Raw genomic sequence first — 26,842 nt, forward strand, 5'->3', positions numbered from 1 at the left:
AAGCATGCTCAAGCTTCACGATTTTTGCAACAGAGCCGTTTTGGCGTAGGTCGTGGGATCAAGAGAAGTGCCAGGCTTTTTCAGCTCTATATGCCCTGTCATGAGCCCGTTAACTCGTGCCCCATAGTCAGGCCGAACCGTGCCGGAATCTTCACGTACTTCTTTATGCATCACCGTTTTAAGGCTGAGAAGGTCACTTGATATTCCGGTTATCAGCTCTGTCACTGGCTGCGACAAAGCCGCTTCCGGCTCACCAGGGCCATTGAGCAAGTCTTTCGCTAATGCACCGTACTGTTCTACCAAGTCAGCGAGTTCAACCATAGATCAAACTCTACTTTGTCCAGCATTGAATGATGAACAATATACGTGCGTTCACCATTGCCAGTACGGGAGAAAGAATCAGGGATACTGGAAAGCATGAATACTTTTTCTGCAGTACCTGAAGATTCTGCAAAAAGTGATGGAACTAAGCGCAACTTGTCGCTAATGATTTTATTTGTAGTTGCGATAGTTGCTATGACGCTTCCATTGCCGTTGATCTTATTAGGAAGGCCCGCAGATGCCCTGGCTGTAATCTATTTTTTCCCAAGCGTATTTTTCATGGGCCTCATACGGGCCACAGCACAAAATGGTCAGGTAATGAAAATCCTTTGGAGGGTCGCCGGCCTCGCGTTATCCGTTGGGTTCGTATTTATTTTCGCGAATGCACTACCTAACAATGCATTGACTGTCACTCTTGCTGTCGCTGGATTAATTTTATGCCTCGTGTTTGAGCTCATTGCGCCAAGCAGTGTTATGAAAAAGCAGGTGTTTTAGGTCGCCAGCGAAGTGATCTAAAACGGTCGTTATTGAAACGCGCAGCGAACCCCGGCGACACGCCGGGGTTTTTTGTTTCAGAAACGTCTTTCAAAACTGATTCATTGCACAACCTGGCTGTGTACCGTTTTTGATATGGCAGTCATTGGATATGCGCGAGTTAGTACGCGCGAGCAGAACCCGGAGTCGCAGGCGGCCGAGCTGCGCGCGGCCGGAGCAGGGCAGATATTTACTGACCGTGGGGAGTCGAGCAGGGAGGCTGCGCGGCCGCAGTGGGTGGCGTGCAAGGAGCAATTGAAGCCGGGGGATACGCTGATCATCCGTGCCCTGGATCGCGTGGCCGGTGAAGAGCGAATGGCCATTGAGATTATCCGCGAGCTGGGGGAGCGTGGCGTGAGGATCAAAAGTCTTACTGAGCCGTTTTTGGACGTGGACATATCTACGCCGATGGGCGAAGCCATTGTGGGCATCATGGCGGTTATGGCGCAGCTGCGCGTTTCTATGATCCGGGAGAACACCCGCCGGGGTTTGGCGCATGCGCGCGCCCAGGGCCGGGTCGGAGGCCGGCCGCGCGTCATGGATGCAGACCGCATCGACACGGCGCGGCAGCTGCGCGAAGAGGGGAAGAGTTATGCGCAGATCGGCAAGATTCTTGGTGTCAGTGCAGCGAGTATTTACCGTTCGTTATCGAGCGAAAATCGTTGATTCAGAAATATAACTAATGTTATATTGGAAGTGAAGGAATTTCTATTTTGAGGTTTAGGAGGTTGTTATGAGCCAGTTGATGGAACGTCCGCAGCATGATGAAATGCGTGCGCGGCTGCTGAAAGCTCGGCAGCGTATGGAAGTTGATTCGCTGGACTATAAGCGGACTTTGAAGGCTGCTGCGGGCGGCATGACTCAGAAAGAGATGGCGGCGCTGCTGGGCATGTCTCAGCCAGCGGTGGCGAAGGCGTTGCAGCGTGCCCAGGCGGTACCGGAAGTGGTGGGCGAGTTCAACGCTGCAAGTCCTTATGAGGTGTGCCAGCGGTACGCGGCCGGGTTTATCGACCGTGAGGAGCTGGTGCGTGTGCTGGTCGCGTGGCCGTACAAGCCGACCCCTTGGGCGAACGAGTATGGTGAGTACGAAGAGAGCCTGGACGGTACGTGGGAAGAAGTAGGCGACGCGCTGCGGCATGAGCTGATTGATGCAGCTACTTACGATGAAGTGTTGACGAAGACGGCCGATTAGGCGGCGAGCAACCGAAGGGCGGATCGTTGGCTAACGACGAATCAATAGAACGACATTACGCGGCCCTGCGCCAGGTGCTGGCTGATCCTGATATGAATCCGCGCGGGGCATACTCGACGATCAGACAAGGGCAGTATTTCATCCAAAGCGGATCGCGGCCTCGTGCCACATCGGAACGGGAACTCTTGCACAAGAAGTGGATGCAAGAAGTGGTTGAGGACTCTGCTAAGCGCGGAGAAATCAAGCACGAGGGAAAAGCTATTGTGATGGCTGGGCCGCCCGGAGCTGGCAAAGGCACTGTGCAGCGCGAACGCTTGAATGATGTTCCTGGTTACGTTCAGTGCGACCCGGATATTTTCAAGGAGAAGATCATCCAGCACGAGCTGGATAGCGGAAACCTGGATCGTCTGAAAACGCCATTGGTGAAAGAGCTTGAAGCCCAGGGGCACAAGTTCGCTCCAATGGAGTTTGCTGCGTTGGTGCATGAAGAGTCGTCCATGCTCAGCGCCAAGCTACAGAAAGACTTGCGCAAGGACGGCACGAACTATGTCATTGATACGGTGCTCAAATCGCAAGGGTCGGCGCAGGAAGTTGCCGCTACTTTGGACAAGCGCGGCTACACCTACGATGTGGTGAGTGTGCAGGCCTCATTCGAGGAGTCCAAGGCCGGAATTTATGGCCGGTGGCAGGCCGGGCGCGATGCTTTTGAACGCGGAGAGAGTCAGCTTGGCGGCCGTCCGGTGCCATCTGATTTTGCGAATAATTTGGTAACGCCGGAGGGCAAGTCTGCTACCGAGGAAGCGGCAAGGTGGTTGGCTGAGAACGGCAAGGGGGTTGCCAGTTTCAAGCAGTTCCGTCGAGGTTCTGCGATCCCTGAGATTGATCAAGTGAAGCAGGATGGCAAGCTCATGGCGCGTCGTGCAGCGACGGCACGGCAAGGTTTTCCCAAGGGCCACGGGGTGCCGAAAACTATCGGGAAGTCTAATCGATCCGGTCGGGATCGAGGTACTGGAATCGGAGAATAAAGTCCGAACGATTCAGGGAGCTTTATCCTGGCGGGTTGCCATTACTAGAGGCCGTGCACGGGCCGCGATCACTCGTCGTAAGTGAACTCAGGTACCGCAGCTAGTGGCTTGTGTGCGGGCGGTCGATTGGTTCCTGCTGTCCATCATGTGTGCGAAAAAAGCAGCGGAGCGGGAGGGCTTTTTTCGTGCCCATGTGGGCAGGAGGCTACCTGACGTAACCAGGTTTAAAAAATGGGCCGGCACTCACCTTTGGGTGAGTGCCGGCCCATTGCTATGTGCTCGTTTAGCTCTCTGCTGGTGCAGTCGTTTGGTCGGCTTTTTTGCGAGGCCGGCGACGGGATGGGGAGCCAATTTTGTTCAGCTCGGTTTGCGTCCATCCCTTCTTCAATGCAGCGGCGAAAGCTTGCTTTTCGGCGGCCTTAGCTTGTTCCAGCTGCTGCTCGGCTTCCACACGCGCGGCAACGGCTTGGGCGATGTCGTTAGCGGCTTGCATGCGCAGGTCGTTTTGCGCTTGGAGCTGTTCGAGGATGCGGCTTGCTGCGTCACTCATGGCTTGAACCTTCCGATAGGACTGGGCTACTTCGGCTAGGCCGATCTGGCGAACTTGTGATGCTTCCAGCGTAGCGCGGGCATCTTCTTATGCCAACGCATGTTGCACTTACTAAAGACGAAGTGCCCCGCCGAAGAGGCGGAGCAAGCTATAGACTTAGCACGGCTAAGTTGCTTGTATCCTTGATCTTCGATTCTGCGGGTGGGACAATTGACCTTGTTAGGTCGATTGGCGTTGCACTGGGCGGGAGGTTGGTTCGCATGGCTCGTTTCGATTCGCGCAAGCGCCAGCCGAATGCGGCCGGTGGCCGTTCGGTGCGCCGCGAGGTGAAGCTGACCGTGGAGCAGAACCTGGCGTTGCAGGTCATGGCCGACGAAGTTGGCGTGTCTGTTCCTCGGTTGTTGGTGGAGTCAACGTTGTCGCAGTCTCGTGGTGAGACTGCCGCCGAACGTCATGAGCTGATCACGTCGCTGTTCTTGTTGCAGCGTGGCCTTGCTGCTGCGGGGAACAACATCAACCAGATCGCCAGGGCCGCGAATGCGACCGGTGAAATCAAGGGCGAGCTGCACGATTCGTTGGAGCATCTGCGGGAAACCGTGAAACGTATTGACGAGGTTTTGGAGTCGTTGAAGATCGTTGGTGATCCGGCATGATTCCGAACGTTACTCGCGGCGGCCGTATGGCCGGGTTGATGAACTACCTGGTTGGCCCTGGACGTTCCAATGAGCACGAGAACCAGCGGCTAATCGCTGGCGATGACCGCGTGACTTTCGCTTACGCTCCGGGCGTTGAATTGTCGAAGTATGATGCGTTTGAGATTGCCGAGATTCTGGATGCCCCGCGCAAGCTGCACGGCACCGAAGTGGCCAAGCCGGTGTACGCGAAAGATGACGTTGCCGGCGGGTTCTTGACCGATGAACAGGGCAAGAAGATCAAGGTCGGATCGACGCCAACGCATGTGTGGCACTGCTCGTTGTCATTGGCCGAGTCCGAAGGATCGGTGTCTGATGCGCAATGGAAGAGCATCGCAGAAGCCTTCGTTGAAAAGATGGGTTTCATTGACCCGGACGGTGCGAAGTCCTCGCGCTGGGTTGCAGTGCATCACGGGGCTTCGAAGAACGGCAACGACCACATTCATCTGGTGGTTCAGATGGTGCGCGAGGACGGCACCAAAGCGAATACCCACAACGATTTCCATCGTGCCCAGGTCGCCTGCCGCGAGCTGGAAAACGAATACAACTTGCGTGCCCTTGAATCCTCGGTGACGCAGCAGCAAGGCTTGTCGGGAGAGAAGCCAGCGGAGCGCGAACGGGCAGCCCGTGAAAGCTACGCGGTATCGGATCGGGTGGAGATTTCCCGCCGCATGCGCGCGGCACTGGCAAGCTCGTCGAGTGCTGATGATTTCATTCGCCAGCTGCCTCAGATGGGGGTGCAGGTTGCCCCGCATTTCGCCAAGGATTCCACGTCTCGCGTCACCGGTTACAAGGTGTCTTTGGGAACGAAATCCGGTGAGGATCAGGCAGTGTGGTACGCGCCGTCAAAGCTGGATCGCAGTCTTGGGTGGCCATCCATCAAGGCGCGTTTCAACGGGGCTGGGGTGCGCGAGGCGGAACAGTTCTTGGCTGACCGCCACAGCAGTGCTCGGGTGCAGCGCGCGTCCGGTTACCGGGCGTTCGATTTGTCGCAGTCCACTTCCGCGAAGTTGAATGGCGGACAGCTTGGGCCGGATACCTTGGCGAACATCTACGCGCGGTTGTCGTTGGAGCTGGAAGGGAACAAGCCTGGCAGCTTGGCACGGTTGAGCACGCACATGGCCAGGGCTGGGCAGGGCATGGGCAACCGTGCTTACGCTGCGCGTTTATCGTCGCGTTTCGGTTCGCGTTCTGCGGAGCAGGGCTGGATGGCGGTGCTGCGCCAGGCTAACCGCTTGTCGCGGGTGATGATGCAGGGCCGCATGGCCTCCGAACGTCCGCAACTGGCCCAGGCTGCGCAGCAGGTCGTGGCGATGGCGGAGAAGATTGTACGAGATGCCGAGCAGCGTCTACCGGCTCATGCGGTGGCGCAGCCGGGTGCGCGAATGACCAAGAAAGATCGGGATCACGGCTTAGGCCGGTGACCGAACAGAGATGGGAGAGTGCAGGACATGGAAAACGACGAAGAATCAGATATTTCGATGGAGTTCGGCCGTGTGCTGCGCATGGCCCTGGGCGCTGCGATGCAGGTCAAAGAAGCCGCCGACCGGCGCGCGGCGAACCAAGACCCCGAAGCCCAAGCTCACCGGTTGCAGCAGCAGGTCGCCTCGCTGTTGAAGAAGGACATGGCTTCACCGGATTTCGTGAAAATGAGTTCCCAGCAAATCGCTGACCGGATGACCGTGGCCTCGGAACTGTCGGCCCGCCATCCCGATGCCTCGAAAGCATTCATGGCCGGATCGGATCGGCTGCGCAACGCGCTGGGAATCAATATCGAGGACATTTACAAGAACCATCCCCAGTCGCCCATGGAACGCTACCAGGCGTTGCGCAATGCCATCGATGACTACCAAGCCAGCGCCCGACTAGACCATGAAGCGAACGCAGAACGCGGCCACGACGCACCAGAAGCTTCCACCCAGGCTGAGGCGAAGGAAGAACAATCCCAGGCCCGTGAAGAAGCTGCCGAAGGGCATCTGGACAAAGCTGAACAAGCAGAAGGCGAAACCCAGCTTGATGCTCGGGATCGTGATGCTGCCGAAGGCCGCGAAGCAGTCAACGCGCCGAGTTTGGGCAGGCCCGAAACGCAGCATGCGACCGGTGCCAGCGTGCATCCGGATGATATGGGGCAGGGATCTAAGACTGCGGCGGCCGTGCTCGCCCGAGCGAGGGCCGTCCACGGATTCCCCACCAAGCCCGGTGAAGCGGTGCGCTTCGGTACATCGAGCAGGCCGGCAGCGCAGCATGGCAGCGGGCAAGCACGAAAGCGTGGACAGAGCGCGGAGGTGACTCGGTGAGCTTCATCAATGATGAACACCTGGAACAGTCCGCACCAGCCGATGAAGGACAGGGCGAGGATGCGGAGCACCCGTTAGCTTTTGAGACGGAAGAGGAATGGCTCACCGGGTGGGCTTTGCCCAACTTCCGGCGGCGGCTGAATAAGGGGGAGTTCCGGTGGGATCCTGAATGGTGGCGTTATGAAGAAGCGATCACGCTGATCACCTCGTTGTGGTTGAGCTTCGAAAAAATGCGGTGGGAGGGCGCTACCGGCATGGCTTCGTACATGCGCGATTACTTCTATCCGTTGATGGGGGAGCTGACTTCACCAGATGGCCCGTTCTGGGATTACGACCCGCCGGTGCGCGAGGACGTGCCAGAGCAGTGGCCAGTCCAGGGCATGCCTGAGGAAATCAGGGAGTCCGTGAACTAGTTCCATGCAAGCGAAAGGTGCCAACACCCATTGGGTGTTGGCACCTTTCATTGTTGACGGGTGGCTACTGAACGAATTTCTCCACGTTCTCGTAGTAGTCCTGGGACAGCTTCACATCTTGGCCATAGGGCTTTTGGGAGAAGTGCACGAGTTCGAGCAGTCCGGCGGGAATGCCAGAGCCGGTAATGATGGCACGGCCTCTAGGCAGTGCGCCAAGGTCTGAGACTTCCAGAATGGATTCACGCTGCATCGAGCTGGACACGGAGCGACCGTTGCGGCCACTGGTGCTGGACGAGCGTTTGAGCACGTCGCGGGCACCGATCAGCTTTTCCAGATACGGCAGGAACTTATCGTCAGACAGGCCAGATCCGGCAACGCGGATATTCGATGCGCCCCAGAGCTTATCCATGCCGTCTTGCCCGTAGGCTTCCACGCCTTGCTTGTAGGACTGGAAGAACGTGGACACCACGATGCCGCGTGAACCGTAGTGCGAGTACACGTCGGGCAGCTCGCGCCAACGCACCACGTTCGCCGCCTCATCGAGTACGGCCATCATCGGTGTTGTTAGCCGGCCACCGGGCAGCGCGGCGGCAGTCTTTTCGGCGGAATCCATCACGGCCATCACCAATGCGGCGGTGATGGCGCGGGCCGTGCCCGCACCTTCCTTGGAAACCAGATACAAGGTATCGGTGCTCGTTGCGAATTTGCGGTGATCGAATTCGGGACGGGCAAAGTTCCCATTCGGGCGAATCCAAGGGGTGACTTCCTCGTAGGAAAGCACCGTGATCCATGGGCGCATCGTGCCATACACGCCATCACGCTGCTTGGGGGTCAGTCCTTGGATCTGCCAGAGAGCGGAGGAGAAATCCTGGTACCCGTGCTCGTCCAGCAGGTCTCGTGCGGTTTTGTCCTCGGGATCTTGCGCCCACGCGAACACGTCGGTGATCGGCCGGTTGGCAATCGCCGCAGCAAACAGGAAATGAGACAGCAGGCGCTTGCCATCCGATTCAAAGTACGCGTCGGACTTGGCACCGGCTGAGGTTTCCGAAGCAATAAACACATCGGCCAGCTTGACCGCAGTTTTCATATCGGTCACGAAGGAGAGCGGGTTCCACCACCAGGAAGGTTCTTCACCGATGATTCCCTGCACGTCGTGAACCCAGACGGTGCCCACGCGGGCGCGCGGGCCACGAGTCATGTCCACAATGTCGCGCTTGTTCGAGGTGGCCAGCACCGGCCCGCCGGTTTCCAGGATCTGCGGGACACACACGCACGAGGTCTTACCGGCACGTGGCCCCATCAACCAGATCTGCACCCATTCGTAGGAAGCAAACAAGCTAGCCTTGTTGTTTACCAGTTTGGCTAGAGGTACGCCTATACCGGCTTTTTGTGCTCCGAGGCGTTCCGCGTCGGCGCGGGCCGCTGGTTCTTCCAGGCTCTTGAAGTCCTTGGCGTGAGCCATTTCCTTGGCCAGGTGATCAATGCGGGAGCTGGTGCCCCGGCTGCGCCGCCACACCACCACGAGCATCACGATGACCGCCAGCAGGAGCAGCAGGCCGAGGGCGAACACAGCGATTTGCAGCCCGCCCACGGGCAGGTAGCCGCGTGATTGATCCATGAGGATCTGCACCGGATTATTCGATGAGTTCTCCACCGTGGGATCGAGGATCGCCCCAAGCGACCACAGCAGCACACCCATGATGCCTAAGGTGAGGATGCCGCCGCCAACCATCCATAGAGTGTCGTCGTTGGCTGGTTGGTTCTTGCGCCCTGAGCGCGGATCGGCGTTGAACATTATTTGACCATCTCCCACGCCCGGTTGGTATCAGAGATCTCGAATTCCAGATCGGTGAGTTGCGTTACGAACGGGGTACCAGGATTCTTGCCGACCTTCATGATGAAGTGCCCTGCACCAGGGCGGCGGGATGCCTTGTTGGTTTTCGGATCAACCACGGCTTCACCGGTCCAGTCGGTCATCAACGCTTTTTCCTTACTGGACAGGGCGAACACTTCTTCCAGGTTGCCCATTTCCGACGGTGCCAGCCCGCCCAGGAACACTAGCGCGGAGCGTTCCACGAACCCCCACGCGGTGGCCGTCAAGTAGTCCTTGGACAGTCTGAGGTCGTTCATGGTGTGGGTGATCATGACCTGCCCGATACCTCGCCCGCGATTCAGGCGGGTGATGGTGTCGATGAAGTGCACCATGTCATCGCTGGCGCGCAGGATGCGCCACAGCTCGTCCATGACCAGGAAGTAGGTGCGCCGCTGGCGTTTTCCCGCTGCCGCCAGGTGCTGCTCGGCAGAGACGGTGGCTGAGCCGAGGTTCCAGCACAAGGACTGTACGGCAGCGACCAACACTGAGTCGTTCTCGTTGACCCCGGAAATGTCGAACACCACCGGCACGCCGGGAGTGATATGCGCATCCGAAGGCTTGGCGAACATGTCCCCGTACGCGCCGGAAGGGCCGAGATTGATCAGTGCGTCCAGCAGCGCTTGGAGCCGCTGATCGTATTCGTGGTCATCATCGTAGGCCAGCACGTTCTGGCGCAGCACCTCAGGCCGGGAACGAATGAAATCGACCAGATCACCGATCAACGGCGCGCGACGCAGCTCGGGATCGAGTTCGTTGATCGCCACCGACAGGCAGGTGGATTCGTGCGGCTTCAAAGGCCGGCCCAGCATCATCGAGGCGATGCCTTCCATCAGGGAGCGGCGGCGGCTGATCATCTCCTGGATCGCAATGTCCCGCGCTTTTTCGTCGTCGATCTCGTTCAAGCTGGCCACCAGCGGCCCAAGATCCAAGGGGTTCAGGTGCCCCTGGCCGGGGGAGAAGGTGATGACCTGCCCGCCCAGGGCGCGGATATGCGGCACATAATCAGGGCGGGAGTCGGCCAGGATCATCGGCACCACACCCCAGGCGGAGAGCACTGCCAAGAGGCGGTGCACCAGCGAGGTCTTGCCTAGTCCTGGCTGGCCGAGGATGAACGCGGACGGGTTGGAAATGATGCCGTTGAGGAACCAGGAAATCGGGTCGCCGGTCACCAGGGTGTTGCGCAGCAGATGGCGGCCCAACGGGGCACCAATGGTCGGCAATCCGGCACCGTTGACGAAGGGCCAGAACCCGCACACTTGGACGGCTGAGCCTTGAATCTCTACCGGGTTTTCGATGTAGTTCACCGGCCCGCCGCCACGGCGGTTCCAGCCCGCATCGCCTGGGACATGCCGGGACTGGGCACCTTCGGCCAGCAGGCGGGAAAGCAAGCCTGGTTCCTTGGCTGGCTTGGGTGCTGCCTTCTTCGCAGAGCGTTCCAAACGGGCCACGTCGCGCTTGGACAGGGTGAGGCTATGGGACTCGGTGAGATGTGAGAGCGCCAGATCCTCAGGGCTAGTGTGCTGGCGTTTCTTCGAGAGTTTCAGGGGAGTCATTAGAACCACGTCTTAATCTCGTCGGGGATCATCATGTGATCAGGCACCACCATGCCCAAAGGCAAGCCAGCCTGGAAGGTCACTGCCTGGTTCGCCAACGCTTCGCGTACCCGCAGTTTCGCGTGGGACACCAGGCCGGGAACGGTGCGGTCGAACTTCTTCAGTTCCGCCTGATCCTTGACGCTGATCGTGATGATCAGCCCGAACCGGGTCAACCCGGAACCCAACGCTTCTTCCTGGGCTGTTTTCTGCGCTGCCGCCAAACGCTGGCGGGCACGCACGGACACGCGCTGCTGGGAGCCGGAGAACATCGCATCTTTCTGCTCGTTCTCCACCACGGTGGAGGTCTGATCCGCTGGGATCGGACGGTACAGCAGGGTCACGCGCTTGCGCAGTGCCCCCTCGCTGGGGGCGGTGAGGCGGGCCAGTGAGTTGGACATGAAAGCGCCGCGCGGGCCTTCATACATCGTCCAGGACTTCGACACGGCCCGGTCGTGCCGGTAATGGTCGAATGCGTCTAACGCGAACGATGGGCCAGCATCCTCCCACGCCAGGCCGGTGCCGCCAGCAGCTTGCGCTTCTTCCACGGCGACAGCGGTGGTCGGGTCATAGGCGACGCGGGTGAAGTCGATGATTTCCTGGGCCGTGTTAGGGCGTACTGCTCCGGCTCCGGTGTTGGCCAGCCCGGAAATGATGCCGGGGAGCTTGTTGCCGATTTCCTCGGCCATCTCTTCCATGCCCCGATCCCCGGCCTTGCCATCAAGGCGGCGGCCGTCAAAGGTCAGGGTAATGCGGGCTACGACCTCGGGAGCAGCGGAGTTATCAGTCTGCGCGATGCGTTCCACGACCTGCTTGGCGAACTCGGGTGCGTCCTCGCGGTGGTTATCAGCCAACAGCTTTTGCAGCCGCAGGCCCGAGTCCTGGGAGGATTCGATGGTGACCGAAGCGCCGCGGATTCCCTCGTCCAGGCCGCGTTGGGTCAGCCAGTTCGCCCAGTGCGCCACCTGGTTATCCACGTCGGCCTGGTCAATGAGATTATCCCCGTTGGGGAAGCATTCGAGCACCACGGAGTAGTTGTGGTGGCCACGGGAGGAGAGGCGGATCAGCCCGAAGGGGTTGCCGTAGGAGTCCATGGATTCAGTCAGCTGGGACTTTGCCATCAGACCGGGCAAGCGTACCTGCCCATCGGGGGTGAACCCGGTAGGGCCGGAAAGATAAACGTGCTTTTTGGATGCGACCTTCTGCCGCTGCGCTAGACGAAGCATGAGTCTCCCATAGATTGAACGGCCTTGTTTCTTTGTGACCAGAAGCAGCACGGCACCGAGGATGGTGGCCAGGGCGATGATGACAGCGGCCATGATCCAGCCGCGCGCTGCGGTGACAATGACGATCAGGACGATGGGCACCAGCATGAGGCTTTGGCCCATGGACAGGCCCAGCAAGCCTGAGCGGCGCGGCACGGTCAGGTTGCCGAAGGTGTTCGGTTCGATACGCGTATCTGTGATGGCCATGATTATTCGCCGTCCTCGTCTACAAGCTTGCTGGGATTTGCCCCGTTGGCGATGCCTTTAACGTCGCCCATTTTCTGCATTGCCTCGTTGAGCTTGTTTGGTGCTTTTGCTCCTGAGGGGCCACCGGAAGGTGGGGTGCTTGAGCCTGGGTCTTTCCCGCCCGCGGTTTGGGATGCGTTGCCGGAATCTGAGGAACTGGCCCCCGAAGGAGCGGGGGTAGAGGTAGAAGAAGTAGACCCGGTTCCGGTAGATCCGGTGCTGCTGGAAGTACCGCCGGTAGATCCCGCACCGGTAGATCCCGCACCGGCAGATCCGGTGCTGCTGGAACTGCTGCCGGTTGATCCGGCACCGGCAGATCCGGTGCTGCTGGAACTGCTGCCGGTTGATCCGGCACCGGCAGATCCGGCACCGGTAGATCCGGCACCGGCAGATCCAGTGCCGTCACCCGAGGAAGCGCTGCCACCGCTCACAGTGTCCGAAGCACTAGAACCGCCTCCCGTTGTTCCTGCGCCACTGCTGGAACTTCCAGTAACGGCGGAAGACTCAGCACCTTTCCCGGCTGCTGCCGTGGAAGCTGATGTTGAGGCTCCTTGTGTCGTTGTTGCAGCGCCCTTCCCGGCTGCTGCGGCCGCCGCGCCCGCGCCACCAGTTCCCGCGAGAACTGCGGCACCGGCTGCGAGCGTGACACCAGCGCCCAGCGCTGCACCGCCGGAGAATGCGCCCGCGCCAACACCGGCAGCAGGAACAATGAACTTGATCAACGCAGGCAACGCCAGTGCCGCCAACAACATAATCAGCAACGCAATGAGGGTGGCATGCATCGCCTCCGGAACTGAGGGTTCTTGTCCTTCTGGGGTGCCGGTCGGGGCAAGAATGCGCAGACCCAGCGAGTAAATTCCCGCCGCCACGGGTTTGAACAACAATAGGGCGACCAGCCAGCCGTTGGCTTTACGCCAGGCTTGCCGTCCCTGCTCGGAGCCACTGGCCGCAGCCAGCACGACGATGAATGCTGAGAGGATCAGGAACATCACGTCGCGAAAATACATGAACAGGAGGTTGATGATGGAGCCTAGAAGCAACAGGATATACAGCAAAAAAGCGGTGCCGGGGCTTGCGATGAGGGCCGAGACGGTGGGGAGCATTTGGGTGAGGTCCACTTCGCCCCCGGTGGATCGCTGCACAATCCATTTGGAGAACTCGTCCGAAGCCGTCAACAGCACCCCGATGCCGACAGCGTAGGCGGTTGCGGCGAGAATCAGGTTCACGATTGGGGTTGCCAAACCGATCAGGCTGTTCTTCACATCTTGGGACATGACTAGCTTGATCAGTCCGAGGAAGAATCCCAGAATGGCGAACCCTGCAACGTACCAGGACATATCTTCTCGAAGGCTGATGACTGCCGCGTTGTTCACGTCTGGGCTTGGTGAGTCCATCCAGAATGTGGAGATCTGTGACATGAAGGCCACAGCACCGTCAAACATGGACTTGATGAACTCGGCAATCGCGCTATCAGCAAGATTCTTTAATCCTTCGCCGCCTTTGCAAATGAGATCCCACGGACGGCATTTTGAATCGGCCATAATTGCACCTACTTCAAATCGGTATACGCGCTGGGATCGGTTGCAATGTCCCAAGCCGGTTCACCGGATGAAAGATCCAGCCGCCAATCGTTAGCATTTTCATCCCATAGAAGATCCACACGAGTTGAAACATACTGACTGCCCGCTGGGCCGATATATTCGACAGAAGCAGCATCATCTGAGCTATCCATAATGCGGTAGCCAGAGATTACGGGGTATTCGGAGGTTTGTTCCAGGGCCATCCACTGCTCAAAAAGTCGATCACGTTCTGGTGATTCAACTGCGGCTTCGATGATTCCGGCTCCCGAAATGTCTAGGAGTAGAGTCAATCCTGCGAAAATTGCGCCAGATGGTGTGTGGCTGAAACAACGCCAGAAATCCCCATCCATCTTCGCCGGCCCATGCTCCGTCGATACTGGAAGCAGCATCCCGGCAGGGTGCCGTTTCCATTCAGTAGCCGGGGCATCGTTCGGGAACGAGCTGTCGGTACTTAGTGCAGGGCAGTCCCCAGAGGCTGGCTTGGAAGCCGAAGCCGAAGGCGAATCCGAAGGGGAAGACGGGGAAGCAGTCTCAACCGGTACCGACGGGGCAGGAGCGGGCGGAGCTGTTTCTGGTTCAGAGCTGGCGCGGGGGAAGATGACTAGCCCCGCGATCACGATGACCACGATGAAGGCGAGGATACCGCCCCAGAGTTTCCAGTTTCTGCCTAATGGATCATTTTCAGCCATGAGGATCTTCTCTTTCTCTTAGACGGTTCACCGGTGCTTAGACGAAGACGTTGATGATCGTTCCCGCGCTAATGGCCAGGATGCAGACGATCAACGAGATGACCAGTCCCTTGAACCCGTTGATTTCCCGTCCGGTGAAGGACGCGAAGGCCAGGAAACCTGCCGAGGCGAGGAATCCGGCTACTCCGAGCAGGATCACGGCCCAGGCGATCCAGTTCAGGATCGTGGTAAACCCTTCGGTGCCTGGTGGCTGTTCCGGGGTTGGGTTGGGGATGCTGGCGGCCAGATCGATACCGAAAGCCAGGGTTTGCAGCAACATGTGTTTGCCTCTCTATGTGGTGGGAGTGTTCAAGAGTTTGATGATTCGCTTGATGCGCCCGGGTAACCGGGCCGGATCGGGTGGGGCATCCAGCCAGGGGTCCATCCAGGGGATATGGGTGCCTCGGGGAACCATGCGCAACAGACGCTTGGTGGCTTTTTTGCGGGCGTCACTGGTTCGTGGCCCTGCTTCGATCAGCACCAGGGCTGAGAGCTGGGAGCCGGTAAGCTGGCGATTGGCCCAGGAGCGGACGAAACGGTCCGCGGCGGACAGTCCGGTGTGGTCGGTGCGAGCGACTGCGATCACCGGAAGCGGCCAGGGGGCTTGGGTCCGGGTACTTTGCGAGAGGGGCCATGCTCTGCCTACGTCCAGGGCGGATTCGCCAAGGAGGGTGCTGAGGGTGGTGGCGCCTGCTCCGCCGTGCAGTCCCATGACAGCCAGGCCTTCGAAGGGACCAATATCAGTGTGCGGCCACGGGGAAGATGGGGCTTCCAGCATGGGGGACAGTCCTGGTGCAGTGGGCCCGGTGACGATGAGGTCATGGCCGAGAAGGTCATCTCGGATGTCATGACCGCTATCAGGCGTCTTATTTGGTCTTGTAGGCGCAAAAGGGTTTGGGATCCCTGACATATGCGGGTTCACCTCAGTAAAGTAATCAACCGTAAGTAGTGATTCGCTATTTACGCTAACTCGCATAGAAAACAGTGTCAATGTTGTAAAACGGTTACATTGTGAAAACATGTAAAACATAGTTTTATGGGGAAACATGACGTAACAGGGTTGACGCGGTTTTCGTACTCAAGCACATTTGGAGTGTGACCATGAACGACCCAGAAGCCGTTGAAGATCTCATCGCGGATTTGCCGGAATGGGCAACGACCGAGGAGATCGCAGACGTGATGCGTGTGAAAGCGCAGACCGTTCTGAAATGGAACAAGGAATACGGCCTGAAATCGGTGTCTATCGGATCGAGGGTACGCCGGTACAGGAAGAAAGACGTGCGCGACTTCTTGCTGAAAAGCGATGAGGCCGCCGACTAACCCAAGGAAGCTACGGGTGGCGAAAGAGATGACGCTGATCGATCCCCAGAAAGTCCCGGCCTTTCCGGTCTATACGCTGCACATCAGCGAAGACCGCCACAGGCTGACCTTGGATGGGGCACCGGTCCCCGTGCTCGAAGAGGAAGATTTCATCGAGGCAGGGAAAAACGCGGTCATCGCCAAACTCGCCACCCACCACTTCGGAGCTGTTCGTGTGCGTGCTATTGATGCTTCCACGAACAGCTCCTGGGACATGATCATCTCCGCTGATGGGGAAGTGCTCGATCTCTCCGAGCAACAAGAAGCCGAGCAAGCGAAGATCGAACGCGCGCAGCGCACGAAAAAACGCTTGTTCATTGCCGGGGCGAGCACCCTGGCGGTGCTCGCCCTCGGCGGCACCGGCACCGCAGTGGTCATCGCCAACCAGCCCGCAGCCACCGTCCCCGCCTACACCCCGCAAGGGGTCGGGGCCACGCTGCCAGCCGCGCCGCCGCCACACCACGAAGCGACCGCCGCGTGGAGCCACCCCACCCGCGCTGATGCTACGGTCAACCTGATCAGCCCTGACCGGCTGCTCACCGCCGACCCGGAAGGCACTGTCACCGGCCGCAACCCGTCCACCGGCCAGCCGGTCTGGCGCGGGGACAAAGCCCCGGAAGACCTGGCCAGCATCCACCAGGGCACGTGGGCCGGCAAGGAAGTCTATGCCGCCGCAGAACGCAACGAGCTGCGCCTCTGGCCAGTAGATATGCCCTACGACACCCCGAGCGTGGCACCAACCAGCATCGGGCTGGAACCAGGGCAAACAGCACGCACCGACACCCACACCCCCTACATCGAACTGGGAGACTGGTACATCCGCGTGCCCGACGGGGACGGCACGCTGCATGATGTGATGATCCCACCCGGTTCGACCGTGCTGGACGTGGCAGCCGATGGAACCATCACCACGATCAGCGCCACCAGAATCTACACCCTGGATAACACCGGGAAGATCCTAAAAGAGAAGAACTTCACCGCGCCAGACGGTGCCACGAAATACCCGGTACGAGTGTGGCTGCTCGACGACACCCACGCCCTGCTGGCGTGGGATGACACCGAACGCATCATGGGAGTGCTGAACACCAGCACCGGGTCCATGCTGTTCTCCGGAACGCCACGGGCAGTCCCCACTGCCACCGAACCCCTGCTGGTGGACAAGGAAGCGAAAACCGCAGCTATCGGAAACGTGGGAATCAGCTACAGCGACCAGGCAGCACTCATAGACCTTCCTGCCACTGACCTGTCAGCAATCCACGGCAACCTGATCTACGCGAACACCAGCAACGGGCCAGTCACACTGGACCTCGCCTCCCCGGAGCCCGAGCCGAAGACGTGGGCGAACTACCGTACCGAAGATCCAGCCCCGGCACTGGTCACCGATGACGCGGTGTATGTGGTGGCAACCCAGTTGGAGAACACCACCGTCTACCGATCCAACAAGACCAACGGCAGCACACGCCAGTAGGGAGGCCTGGTCATGGAAGAACAGGGCGGCGGAGCCAAAATCATCCTGGCAGTCCTCGGTGTCCTTCTCCTTCTGGTCATCACCCCGATCATTCTGTTCATGGGTGGAGGCGACAGCGAAGAACCCGATCCCAATGCCCCCTGTGTCATTGAAGGAACCCCCATCGGCAAGGGCAAAGACGGAACATCAACGGTGAAAATTCCCGAACAGTACCGGGACGCCGTAGAGCAATCAGCCAAAAGTGCAGGACTGCCCGTAGGGATCATCGCCGCGCAAATCCAACAAGAATCCGGCTGGAACCCCAAAGCAGTCTCCCCAGTAGGAGCACGAGGCATTGCCCAGTTCATGCCAGAAACCTGGGAGGAATGGGGCAACGGTAAAGACCCGTTCGATCCGTTCGCTGGCCTCGATGCCCAAGGCCGCTACATGAAACATCTCGCCGGACACATCGCGGATCTGGCCAGCAACGAGAAAGAAAAAATCCAATTCACACTGGCCGCCTACAACGCCGGAGCAGGCAACGTCCAGAAATACGGGGGCATCCCGCCCTTCGAGGAAACCCGCCACTACGTGGAAATCATCATGGGCAACGCCCAGATGGACTATTCCTCAACCTGCGAAGCGCCCGGTGGCTTCGACTTCGGTGACCTGACAGCGGACGAATGGGCACACCCCATGCCCAATTCACGCATGACCTCGCCGTTCGGGCCACGCGCCTGCCCGCTGGCCAGCTGCGCGGGCATGCCGTTCCTCTTGAAGCACGAAGGCATCGACCTGGCCGGATCAGACCCCTACTTCTACGCTCCCACGGACATGAAGATCACCTATGCCAGCAGAGGCAATGTTGATGAACTCTACGGCTCTTATGGCAACTATATTTTCGCGCAGATGACCGAAGCTCCTTACCTGGTGTTCGAGTTCCACGAAGCACAAGACAACTCCCTGCTGGTGAAAACCGGAGACGTAGTGAAGAAGGGAACCCCGCTGGGTAAGCCGGGTGCTACCGGAAATTCCAGTGGCATCCATGTCCACTTCCAGATCAACAACCCGAAAACCAGTGTGTTTGATCGCCCGGCGATCAACAACGGGACAACTTATGATCCGGTACCGATCCTTCGACAGCAAAAGGTGAACATCCAATGAAACACCCCAAAATCCTCGCCCTGGCACTGGCGGCAGGACTCGTCACAGGGATAGTCGGATGCACCCCCGTCAGCACCGAGACCGAACCAAGCAGCATTCCGAGCGTTGCCCCCACCACGGCCAGCCCCAGCACGCTTTCACCTAGTGCCAGCCACGAGCACGGGGATGCTGTGGATGATCCGGCCAAAATCGAGCTGGCGAAGCAAGCGGCCACGATCATGACTACTTGGGACCCGAATAAGGACTTCAACCGCACCGCCGCCGAAATGCGCGCCAGAAACCTCATGACCAGCGAACGGGCCAAGGAAGTCATCGCCCCGGAGCGGCCAGCGACCGGCGTTGAATGGCTGACCGCCGCAGAGAAGAAAGCGACCAGCAAGCCCACGGTGAAACTCATGACCGAGCACCACGAGCAAGACACGGTTGCGGTCACCGCCACCTGGCAATGGGTGACCAAGGACGGGGAATCCTGGGCCGGGGAAGGGAAGCAGACGTTCTTCTTCACCTTCACCGACACCGAACCGTACAAGATCCGTGACTACGTTTCGACTCTCCAATAAGTCCCTTCACCCGCAGCTGCTATCCGCTCCCCGGGAGGGAATGGACAGCACAGAGAGCCTATGGAAACTGCCATCAAGACAGATGGTATTGCCGCTGTGCTCACCCAGGGCAAGAATCCAACGAGGTATCACAAGTAAATAAGCCCGTGCCGTTGTGCTCAGCCGCGGCTGCGCCATCCAGGCACAGCCAGGTCCAAGGCCTCACGTCGCCACTCAGGCAAAGTCCCCTTGGTCCGGCCTTGATGCTGATTATGCAGCCAAACACCCAGGGAACGTTCGGTGTCTGAAGCATGATTGCGGTACCGGGGCAGGCATTGATGCTCCGCAACATATTGGCTGAGCGAAGCGAGTCGTGTTCGCCAGAGCTCATCCACTTCTTGCTGGCGCGGGTCATGGTTCCACCCTTCGATGCCCTGCAAGAGCACGATCTTGGAGGAGGGCAGTTCGCCTGCTTCGAAGAGCTTGCGTTGTTCAGCAAGCCAATGATGTAGTGATAGCTCGAGTCGGGTCCCTGTGGTGCGGGGAAGCCTGCCGTGTTCGGCTTGAAAGGCGGCGACCTCCTTGGCCCGGCGGCGCCAGCTGGCCGGCGGATCATTCTCTCGGCGGGCGGCCAAGGCCGCTGCATGCTTACTGCGGAAACCGGGCTCGTAGTGCTCGCGCCGCTGCAGGTGGTAATGGACCGTTGCCACATTGCGATGGCACGCCTCAGCGATCTCGCGGGCTGTCGACCCGGCGAGATACAGCTGATCCCACTCGGGATGCCTGGAAACATTCCAGCTAACCATGGCTTCAGGCTACAACACCATACAAAGCAAGAAACCATGGAACAGGCATCCGGGACCCTGAATCACGGGGCAGTAATCAGCAATGAGGGAGGAGCCAGGCACCCAAAACCGTCCACGTGTCTGATGGAGTTATTTCGACGAATGCAATGAGCACCCCACGCACTCGCGGAGCTACAAGCGAATCGAGAGAAACTGCAAATTCAGATTTCATCACACGCACGATGATGCTCGTCCTAGAAGCCATTCAGCTCTTCTGGTTTCCCAGTAGGGCATTCATTGGCCCCAGGGAAATCTGGCACGTTAGCGCCGGGACAAACCATTCATTGGTTGACACAATGGTTTGCTCGACAGTACCTTTGTGTCATGGGAGCGATGACTACGCGACAGGCAGCCGAGATCTTGGACGTCACTGCCGAAGCTGTCCGGAAAATGGTAAAAACCGGACGCCTGGAACAAACAGGGACAGTCGGGCGCATGCTCATGATCGATGCAGATTCGGTGCACCGCGTGCGACGCGAAGGCAAGCGCGCAGGCCGCTTGTGGACTGAGCAAACTGCGTGGGCCGCTCTCTTCCTACTCTCGGGCCAGAAAGTCACCTGGTTATCCTCAAGCGAATTGTGGAGATTGCGCAAGAAACTCGCCAGTATTTCCGCGGAAGAATTCCAACAGCTTGTACGCAACCGCTCTACACCACGCCGTTTCCGCGGTAGTGCCTCATCCAAAGCCCAGCTATCCAGAGCCATTGCGCTGACAGGTAGTGGAATCCTCGGGGACTACCGTATCGCCAGCTCGTTCGGTCTCGCTGCCGGCACGGCTGCGCTGGAAGGCTATGCAAAGACCGGATTCATAGATAAAAATGCGCGAAAACTGGGGCTCAGGGAAGATGCCTCCGGAGACATCCTGATCAGAGAACTCAATTTCGCACTGCCACTGGAAGGCGGTCATGTGCCAACAGCTGCCATCGCAGCTGATCTGCAAGATGCGCACTCCACCCGCGAACGTTCTGCCGGACGAACAAAAATTGAAGAGCTGCTGCATGCCCAATAGCGCACCCCAACGCCCAACCCTCAACGTCGAACTCCCTCCAGGAGGATGGCCGCACCCCTGGCCACAGTGCCTGGAACTGTCTCGCGCTTTAGACAGCTCGAAATGGACCCTCATCGGAGGTCTCATGGTGCAGCTGCATGCTGAAATAGCGAGGATCCCAGCCATCCGTCCCACAACCGACGTGGACGTGGTGCTCCATGTGGAAACAGGACTCGTGTCCGGGCCTGAGGTGAGCTATACGCTTTCTCAACTCGGGTATGAACTGCAACCGCCCCTGCACAAAGACTCGCCAGCCCACCGGTTCACCCGGAAGCGCGATGGGCTCAAAGAAACCGTTGATGTCATGGTCGCCGACCATGGAATTTCCAAACCACCGCTGAAAATCGGGGGCAGAGATCCGTTCCAAGTCACTGCAGGAACACAGGCCTTGAAGCGTACTGCCAACTGCCAGATCCTGGATTCTGCAGGAGATGTCATTAGTACGCTGAGCATCCCAAGCCCACTGGCGGCACTGGTACTAAAAGGTGCCGCATATCGAGAGGATACCAGAGATCGGGGTCGGCACCTGGAAGATGCCGCACTGCTATCGACAATCATCAGCGACCCCATCGCACTCGTACCAGAGCTACAAGGATCTGACCGGTCCCGAATCATTGGCCTCTATAAGCACCTCTCAGATCTCAATCACCCTGCCTGGGAATCTATTGAGGCAGACAGACGCCGCGATGGCCACTACGCCCTCGATATTCTCTCCAGCAACCCCCAAGACTTCTCATCGAACGAAGAACTAGGAACTGCCTTCTAGCACGAAGGCTGGCTCTACAGGACAAGTTGTTTCTAAGTGATCCGGTCAGAAGAAACACGCGAAGCCTATTTCGACGAGATGCGTAATTCATGAGAAATTGAAGTTAACGACGTTGAGGGTTGCATTGGTTCAGAATCGGAGATTATTCAGGGCATCGGGTATCGGCTTAAAACGTATGGGCGAACCCTTTAAACAGCATTTTTCACATAGCAGTCTCTGACCTCTGTCATAATCAAACATGCCATGAAGAATCCGATAAAAGCGCTTAAGCTAAAACCAAAAACAGCGAATTCACCTGCAAAGGTTTCTCCTGCCTGGGAACTTAAGGCTCTAACGCCGGAGTTTATTGAGTCTGAACATGCGCAATATGCGGCAACCATAGCCAAAAACATCAAGAAGGACGACGTTCGAAACATCGCCCTCTCTGGAAATTATGGCGTCGGCAAGAGCAGCATTCTTCGTCGAGTTTCGGAAGACCACAAGGGCCGCGTTGTTGAACTCTCGCTATCGACGCTGTCACCGATCGAGGCATCGCAGCTGGACGAATCTGTCCCCGTTCAAGCGACGACGCCGACAAACCGCATCCAGCAAGAAATTGTTAAGCAGCTTTTGTATCGTGCTGAGCCAAAGTCAGCACGCGCTTCACGCTTTCGAAGGATAGAACATTTCAGATGGTGGAGAGAGCTTGCGCTGTCCGTAGTTATGGGCGTCGGGGTTACGGTGGCATTTCTGATCCTAGGATGGGCATCGAAAATTGAGCACACCTTTCGACCCCTCTTTGAACTTGGACTCTGGATCTATCCGATCCTCATACTGCTCGCTTCTGCCGCAATCCTTGCTACCAGGATTCTTCTCCATGGTCGTATCCACATCAAACAGTTTTCCGCCGGTCCCGCAGCGGTCACTCTAGACGAGAAGTCAGTATCCTATTTCGATCAGTATCTTGACGAGATCGTCTATTTCTTCGAGACATCATCTCGCGACATCGTCATCTTCGAGGACATCGACCGCTTCAACGATTCTCATATTTTCGAAACACTTCGTTCTCTAAACGCCCTTCTGAATGCATCACCAAAAATTAAGAAACCAATTCGCTTCATCTACGCGATCAAGGACAGCATCTTCGACCGCGACGGTCTCAAACAGGAGGGGAGAAAGGTTGACGTAGCCCATGCCGGTATAGATGATCCGGCCCAAGCTGAAATCATTCGCGCGAATCGCACGAAGTTCTTTGACCTTGTGATCCCAGTGGTCCCATTCATCACCCATCGAAGCGCACGAAACCTCACAGCACAGATACTCAAGGACATTGAACACGAAGTATCAAATGACCTCATTGATTTAGCCGCCCGGTTCGTTCCTGACATGCGCCTGCTCAAGAATGTACGGAACGAGTTCGTGGTCTTTCGAGATCGAATCTTTTCCGGAGATGGCAAGCATCTCAATCTCAGCGAAACCCACCTTTTCGCCATAATGCTCTACAAAAGTACTCATCTGAGCGACTTTGAAGTGGTCCGCCTCGGTGAAAGCAAGCTGGACCAGTTATATAAGGCAAGCCGGGCACTGATCGTGGGCAACATTCGAGAACGCGAAAGTGAGCTACGCGCGGCCAGAGCAGCCGTGGCAAGCCGAAAGGCGGCCTCCGAGAAGGCCGTACGGCTCGGAAAACGATTAGTTTCGTGTATCGACCTGATGGTCCGGACAGCTAGGTTTCAACGGCAGTATGGGCAGTACTGGCGTGGTGGCAGCGCTGCGCACCCCGATGATTTCCAGACGGTTGAATTTTGGGAGGTCTTTGGCAGTCAAGAAGGCAACCCCACCGTCGGCTGGTACAACCCCCGTTATAGACAAGAAATCAAACTATCTCGCTCCGATGTTGCAGCGTTGGTAGGAGAAACGCTGAACGTAACTACCTGGGATCAAGCCGACGAGAAAGCCCACGCCGAACGTGTTCGTAAGATTGAAGATGAACTGAAATTCCTTCGCTCTGCGGATATGAATGACCTAATGCACCGGCCAGAATTCCGGATGGATTTCGAAGATGAGAAGTATCCATTCTCGAAAGTCGCAGAGAGCCTGTTCACTAAGGGGCTGGTATACAGTCTCATTCAGGACGGATACATCGATCGCAATTTCACGCTCTATACGTCGACATTCCATGGCAACCGCGTAAGCCCCGCTGCCACAAACTTCATCATTCATCATGTTGAACGGGACCTGATGGACGAGCAATTCGTCCTGACTGCAGAAGACGTAGAAGCAGTAATCCGCGAGCGGGGAGCTCGCTCACTAGCCGAAGCGGCAATGTTTAATATTGCGATCCTCGACCATCTACTTCGTTCGAATAACCCCGACGCTGAACTGATGGTTGCTGCCCTTGCACGCCTTGATAATGAGGGCAAACGCTTTTTGCAAGCCTACTTCAGCAGCGGAGCCTTCAAGGAGTTGCTTGCAAAGAAACTGACAGCACGGAGCCCCAATATTCTCGGGTACCTTGTTAGCGGCGTCGAGCTTGACGATGAGACCCAAAAGTCTCTCGTCAGTGTCGCATTAATGAGTCTTACCGAAAAGATGCACCAGACCGTAACCAATCCAACGAAGGACTACCTGCATACTAATTACGGGCAACTTGCATCTATACGATCTGAACCGCTTACGACAGTTCAAGCGGATCTCATAGCACTCCACTTTAAGGAAGCCGGTGTATTGCTTCCTGACCTTGCGACTACAAGTGATTCGGTACGTCCGGCCTTTGTGAAATACGGATTATACGAGATGAGTTTGGATAACTTGCGTGCCGCTGTGGGCGACGACCGTGGCCTCTCGCTCGATGAACTTAGAGCATTAGGCCATGAGGATGTGTATGCGAAGGCGCTTTCTGAGCTTTCGAACTATCTCGACGCAGTGGACGGACATTCCTCAACGAATAACTCTGTGGGGGGATTCGTTCCGGTGATTAAGGATGTGCTCGAAACTGCACCCGAATTGCTCGACCGCGTTGTCGGAGGAGCATCAGATGAGAGTCGTGTCGAGGACCTGGAGACGGTACCGCAAGAAGCATGGAGCATCTTAGCGGCACATAATCGCTTTTCCCCGACTTTCTCAAATATAACGGCTTACATCGAGCAGGTCGGCAAAATTGACGAACATCTAGCCTTCGTCCTGGAAAAGTCGCAGGCTGTTACAGCTCACGAAGACGTCGCTGAGAACGAGAAGCAAGATCTGGCCGTGAAGCTGATCGGCGCCAAAACTAAACTCGGGCCGATTTTGCGCGCAACTTTGGCAGAGAGCCTAGAGCTAACTGAATGGATCCCTTTAAGTAACGTGAACGTCGAGGATGGTGAGCTTTATAGGCAGCTAATTATGCGACGTGTCATTTCTGGCGAGGCAGAAACGTATGAGCATCTGCTTGCGGCAAACTGGAACACACGTGAACGGGTGATCACGGTTATGCCGGAATTCCATGAATGGATTACTCCAGAACTCGTTAATGATGACCTTGCCGTGATTCTCGCGAGCCCGTCGGTTTCTGAGCAAGCGAAGCGCGCTATTTTGAATCGAGCAAGCGAGTTCACATCTGCAGCAGGACGAGAAGAACTCACCGAAATTGCTCGGCTTGCACTGCTGTATGGGCTCCCAATAGGGTTCGACGTCGTTGCAAAGATGGCAGAAAATCGTATCCACATCCCCGATGTGATCGCGTTACTAAGCCCGCATCTCGGGTCAATATTGGACGAGCAGCTATTCGACCTGCTTCGCGCATTCGGTTCACCGTATTCGGAACTGACGACTGTGGGCCGAGACAAACCTAAGGTTGCTAATACCGTAGGAATTGTCGAACTATTAGAAGCTTTGCGCAGTCGAGGGGTTGTTGCGAGCTTCAATGACAGTAAAGACCCGATCATAGTAAGTAAGCGACACAAGGAGCTGTCCTGAAATGGAACTTATCGACCATAGCTTGGTGAAAACACGCGCTCAAGCATCCAAGTAAGCTAATGCCCGCATTATTGAACTCGGTGGGACTAATCCTGCCCGATACCGCTTGTGACAGTCCCTAAACCGTGGTGGTTGGGTCCCCGGAAAGTAGTCCAGTGACTTTGTGAGTATTCGTGTCCGACAATGGACACAGGAGGAATCACAGAAACAATGGCACGCAGACACACACCAGACCAGGTCATCGCTAAAGTCCGCCAAGGACAAAAGATGCTCAACGAAGGCCACCCGATGATCGAGGTCATCAAGGAACTGCAGATCACTGAAGCGACCTGGTACCGCTGGCTCAACCAGTACGGATCCGAGAAAAACGCCGAAGCCAGCAAACGCACCAAAGAGCTGGAAAAGGAAAACGCCCGACTGAAGAAACTGCTAGCTGATCAGATGCTCGCCACCGACATCCTGACCGAGGTAGCGAAGGGAGAATTCTAAGTCCCGAACCACGCCGTCGTGCTGTACGGATGGCGATGGAAAAATTCGGGGCATCCGAACGCTTCGCTTGTCAGATCTTGGGCCAGAATCGCTCTGCGCTACGTAAGAAGAAATCACCGATGAGCTTTGAGGAAGCGCAGCTCAGAGCCGATTTACGCGCCGTCGCGTCCGAGTATCCAGCCTGGGGCTGGCGCAAGGCCCGCTGGCACCTACTGAGCACTGAACGATGGAAAGACACTGTCTTGAACAGCAAGCGTGTCCGTCGGTTGTGGCGTGATGAAGGTCTGGTCTGTAAACCCAAGCGTCGAAAGAAGCGCCGTACCGGCCCTGAAGCCGGTGAGCAGAAGCGACTGACCGCAGAGCATCCAATGCATGTGCTCAGCTTCGACTTTCAATCGGATGTCACCTCCTGCGGACGTCACGTCCGCTTTTTCAACGTCATTGATGAGTACACGAGAACAGCATTGGCGATTGTTCCGCGGCGGTCTTTCAAGGCTGAGGACGTGGTGGCAGTTTTGGAAGGGATCATTGCCGAGACAGGGATCCAGCCGGCGTTCGTGCGGTGTGATAACGGGCCTGAATTCACTGCCGGCGCTTTGGTGAACTGGTGCAACGCTGTTGGGGTTTCTACTGCGTTTATTGATCCGGGTTCGCCTTGGCAGAACGGTTTTATTGAGTCGTTTAACGCCCAGTTCCGACGCGAACAGCTCTCGGGGGAAATTACGGACACCATGGCGGAGGCTAGGTATTTGGCTGATGAATGGAAGGACATTTACAATCAGGAACGTCCCCATGGTTCCTTGAATGGAAAGACGCCGTCCCAGTTTTGGGACGAATGGGTTTTAGAGAATCAGTTAGCTATCGCATAGTTACTGGACTGCTCAAAGGGACCCAACCAGGAAATCCTACTTAGTCGGAGGAATCGGGCGGCAATTGCCAGAC

26 protein-coding genes are annotated in these 26,842 nt (G+C 57.4%); 16 read left to right on the forward strand and 10 right to left on the reverse strand.

All coding sequences use genetic code 11. The annotated features are described in order from the left end of the window. Positions 1-15: 15 nt before the first annotated feature. On the reverse strand, positions 16-321 hold the full coding sequence (locus JQN66_RS17785) for a type I restriction enzyme HsdR N-terminal domain-containing protein (protein WP_204677734.1): 306 nt from the start codon (positions 319-321) through the stop codon (positions 16-18). Positions 322-417: 96 nt separating this feature from the next. Between JQN66_RS17785 and JQN66_RS17790 the strand changes: the two genes are divergently transcribed. The 4 genes from JQN66_RS17790 to JQN66_RS17805 all read left to right on the forward strand — a co-directional run bounded on the left by JQN66_RS17790 (position 418) and on the right by JQN66_RS17805 (position 3,072). After that, positions 418-816, forward strand: coding sequence for a hypothetical protein (locus tag JQN66_RS17790; RefSeq protein ID WP_204677736.1), 399 nt, complete (start codon positions 418-420; stop codon positions 814-816). 135 nt (positions 817-951) lie between these two features. Further along, entirely contained in the window at positions 952-1,521 is a 570-nt protein-coding gene (locus tag JQN66_RS17795) for a recombinase family protein (protein ID WP_204677785.1), read from the forward strand. 67 nt (positions 1,522-1,588) lie between these two features. Beyond that, positions 1,589-2,047 carry a sugar-binding transcriptional regulator gene (locus JQN66_RS17800; RefSeq protein ID WP_128471518.1) on the forward strand — a complete coding sequence of 153 codons (459 nt, stop codon included), beginning with the start codon at positions 1,589-1,591 and terminating at the stop codon, positions 2,045-2,047. 26 nt (positions 2,048-2,073) lie between these two features. Continuing rightward, complete coding sequence (locus tag JQN66_RS17805) at positions 2,074-3,072, forward strand: zeta toxin family protein (protein WP_204677738.1); 999 nt, start codon at positions 2,074-2,076, stop codon at positions 3,070-3,072. A gap of 283 nt (positions 3,073-3,355) precedes the next feature. On the opposite strand, the gene JQN66_RS17810 is transcribed toward JQN66_RS17805, so the two are convergent. Further along, positions 3,356-3,622: a hypothetical protein gene (locus tag JQN66_RS17810; protein WP_128471520.1), complete on the reverse strand. Its 267-nt coding sequence runs from the start codon at positions 3,620-3,622 to the stop codon at positions 3,356-3,358. A gap of 260 nt (positions 3,623-3,882) precedes the next feature. Between JQN66_RS17810 and mobC the strand changes: the two genes are divergently transcribed. From mobC to JQN66_RS17830, 4 genes are read left to right on the forward strand one after another with little or no spacing between them, the layout of a single operon-like run. Beyond that, on the forward strand, positions 3,883-4,275 hold the full coding sequence (mobC, locus tag JQN66_RS17815) for a plasmid mobilization relaxosome protein MobC (RefSeq protein ID WP_204677740.1): 393 nt from the start codon (positions 3,883-3,885) through the stop codon (positions 4,273-4,275). Further along, positions 4,272-5,738 carry a relaxase/mobilization nuclease domain-containing protein gene (locus JQN66_RS17820; protein WP_204677742.1) on the forward strand — a complete coding sequence of 489 codons (1,467 nt, stop codon included), beginning with the start codon at positions 4,272-4,274 and terminating at the stop codon, positions 5,736-5,738. The genes mobC and JQN66_RS17820 overlap by 4 nt, the downstream gene beginning before the upstream one ends. 27 nt (positions 5,739-5,765) lie before the next feature. Continuing rightward, on the forward strand, positions 5,766-6,611 hold the full coding sequence (locus JQN66_RS17825) for a hypothetical protein (protein WP_204677744.1): 846 nt from the start codon (positions 5,766-5,768) through the stop codon (positions 6,609-6,611). Next, the gene (locus tag JQN66_RS17830) at positions 6,608-7,024 is read left to right on the forward strand and encodes a DUF4913 domain-containing protein (RefSeq protein WP_204677746.1); all 417 of its coding nucleotides are present in this window, start codon (positions 6,608-6,610) and stop codon (positions 7,022-7,024) included. Before JQN66_RS17825 ends, JQN66_RS17830 begins: the two co-directional genes overlap by 4 nt. A gap of 64 nt (positions 7,025-7,088) precedes the next feature. Here the strand turns inward: JQN66_RS17830 and JQN66_RS17835 are convergent, their stop codons facing one another. Genes JQN66_RS17835 through JQN66_RS17865 form a run of 7 tightly spaced genes read right to left on the reverse strand, consistent with a single transcriptional unit; the run spans position 7,089 to position 15,086 of the window. Then, a complete protein-coding gene (locus JQN66_RS17835) occupies positions 7,089-8,819 on the reverse strand; it encodes a type IV secretory system conjugative DNA transfer family protein (RefSeq protein WP_204677748.1) in 1,731 nt (576 codons plus the stop codon). After that, positions 8,819-10,450 (reverse strand): hypothetical protein, encoded by a 1,632-nt coding sequence (locus tag JQN66_RS17840; protein WP_073708051.1) that lies wholly within the window; start codon positions 10,448-10,450, stop codon positions 8,819-8,821. Before JQN66_RS17840 ends, JQN66_RS17835 begins: the two co-directional genes overlap by 1 nt. Continuing rightward, positions 10,450-11,961, reverse strand: coding sequence for an SCO6880 family protein (locus JQN66_RS17845; RefSeq protein WP_204677750.1), 1,512 nt, complete (start codon positions 11,959-11,961; stop codon positions 10,450-10,452). The genes JQN66_RS17840 and JQN66_RS17845 overlap by 1 nt, the downstream gene beginning before the upstream one ends. 2 nt (positions 11,962-11,963) lie before the next feature. Further along, positions 11,964-13,541, reverse strand: coding sequence for a hypothetical protein (locus tag JQN66_RS18650; protein ID WP_204677752.1), 1,578 nt, complete (start codon positions 13,539-13,541; stop codon positions 11,964-11,966). An 8-nt stretch (positions 13,542-13,549) separates the two neighbouring features. Next, the gene (locus JQN66_RS17855) at positions 13,550-14,269 is read right to left on the reverse strand and encodes a DUF8175 domain-containg protein (protein WP_204677753.1); all 720 of its coding nucleotides are present in this window, start codon (positions 14,267-14,269) and stop codon (positions 13,550-13,552) included. Between the two features lie 37 nt (positions 14,270-14,306). Continuing rightward, on the reverse strand, positions 14,307-14,588 hold the full coding sequence (locus JQN66_RS17860; protein ID WP_204677755.1) for a hypothetical protein: 282 nt from the start codon (positions 14,586-14,588) through the stop codon (positions 14,307-14,309). 12 nt (positions 14,589-14,600) lie between these two features. Continuing rightward, positions 14,601-15,086 (reverse strand): DUF6668 family protein, encoded by a 486-nt coding sequence (locus JQN66_RS17865; protein WP_204677757.1) that lies wholly within the window; start codon positions 15,084-15,086, stop codon positions 14,601-14,603. Between the two features lie 323 nt (positions 15,087-15,409). Between JQN66_RS17865 and JQN66_RS17870 the strand changes: the two genes are divergently transcribed. From JQN66_RS17870 to JQN66_RS17885, 4 genes are read left to right on the forward strand one after another with little or no spacing between them, the layout of a single operon-like run. After that, positions 15,410-15,628 carry a helix-turn-helix domain-containing protein gene (locus JQN66_RS17870; protein WP_128471534.1) on the forward strand — a complete coding sequence of 73 codons (219 nt, stop codon included), beginning with the start codon at positions 15,410-15,412 and terminating at the stop codon, positions 15,626-15,628. A 16-nt stretch (positions 15,629-15,644) separates the two neighbouring features. Next, entirely contained in the window at positions 15,645-17,135 is a 1,491-nt protein-coding gene (locus JQN66_RS17875) for a hypothetical protein (RefSeq protein WP_204677759.1), read from the forward strand. 12 nt (positions 17,136-17,147) lie between these two features. Continuing rightward, on the forward strand, positions 17,148-18,278 hold the full coding sequence (locus tag JQN66_RS17880) for a transglycosylase SLT domain-containing protein (protein WP_204677761.1): 1,131 nt from the start codon (positions 17,148-17,150) through the stop codon (positions 18,276-18,278). Next, positions 18,275-18,838 (forward strand): hypothetical protein, encoded by a 564-nt coding sequence (locus JQN66_RS17885; protein ID WP_204677763.1) that lies wholly within the window; start codon positions 18,275-18,277, stop codon positions 18,836-18,838. Before JQN66_RS17880 ends, JQN66_RS17885 begins: the two co-directional genes overlap by 4 nt. A gap of 158 nt (positions 18,839-18,996) precedes the next feature. Here JQN66_RS17885 and JQN66_RS17890 read toward each other — a convergent pair whose 3' ends face one another. Next, a complete protein-coding gene (locus JQN66_RS17890; RefSeq protein WP_204677765.1) occupies positions 18,997-19,623 on the reverse strand; it encodes a helicase associated domain-containing protein in 627 nt (208 codons plus the stop codon). 372 nt (positions 19,624-19,995) lie between these two features. Here JQN66_RS17890 and JQN66_RS17895 point away from each other — a divergent pair, with 372 nt between their 5' ends. The 4 genes from JQN66_RS17895 (at position 19,996) to JQN66_RS17910 (ending at position 26,769) form a co-directional block, all read left to right on the forward strand. Next, on the forward strand, positions 19,996-20,670 hold the full coding sequence (locus JQN66_RS17895; protein ID WP_204677767.1) for a helix-turn-helix domain-containing protein: 675 nt from the start codon (positions 19,996-19,998) through the stop codon (positions 20,668-20,670). A gap of 124 nt (positions 20,671-20,794) precedes the next feature. Next, positions 20,795-21,475: a hypothetical protein gene (locus tag JQN66_RS17900; protein ID WP_204677769.1), complete on the forward strand. Its 681-nt coding sequence runs from the start codon at positions 20,795-20,797 to the stop codon at positions 21,473-21,475. Between the two features lie 243 nt (positions 21,476-21,718). Then, a complete protein-coding gene (locus JQN66_RS17905) occupies positions 21,719-25,411 on the forward strand; it encodes a YobI family P-loop NTPase (RefSeq protein ID WP_204677771.1) in 3,693 nt (1,230 codons plus the stop codon). A 210-nt stretch (positions 25,412-25,621) separates the two neighbouring features. After that, positions 25,622-26,769 (forward strand): IS3 family transposase gene (locus tag JQN66_RS17910; protein ID WP_204677773.1). Its coding sequence is split into 2 segments (ribosomal slippage): positions 25,622-25,892 and positions 25,892-26,769, totalling 1,149 coding nucleotides; the frame shifts between segments, so codons are not numbered across the junction. Positions 26,770-26,842: the final 73 nt, after the last annotated feature.

Origin of the sequence: Glutamicibacter protophormiae (assembly GCF_016894325.1) — a bacterium.
Classification (GTDB): domain Bacteria; phylum Actinomycetota; class Actinomycetes; order Actinomycetales; family Micrococcaceae; genus Glutamicibacter; species Glutamicibacter protophormiae.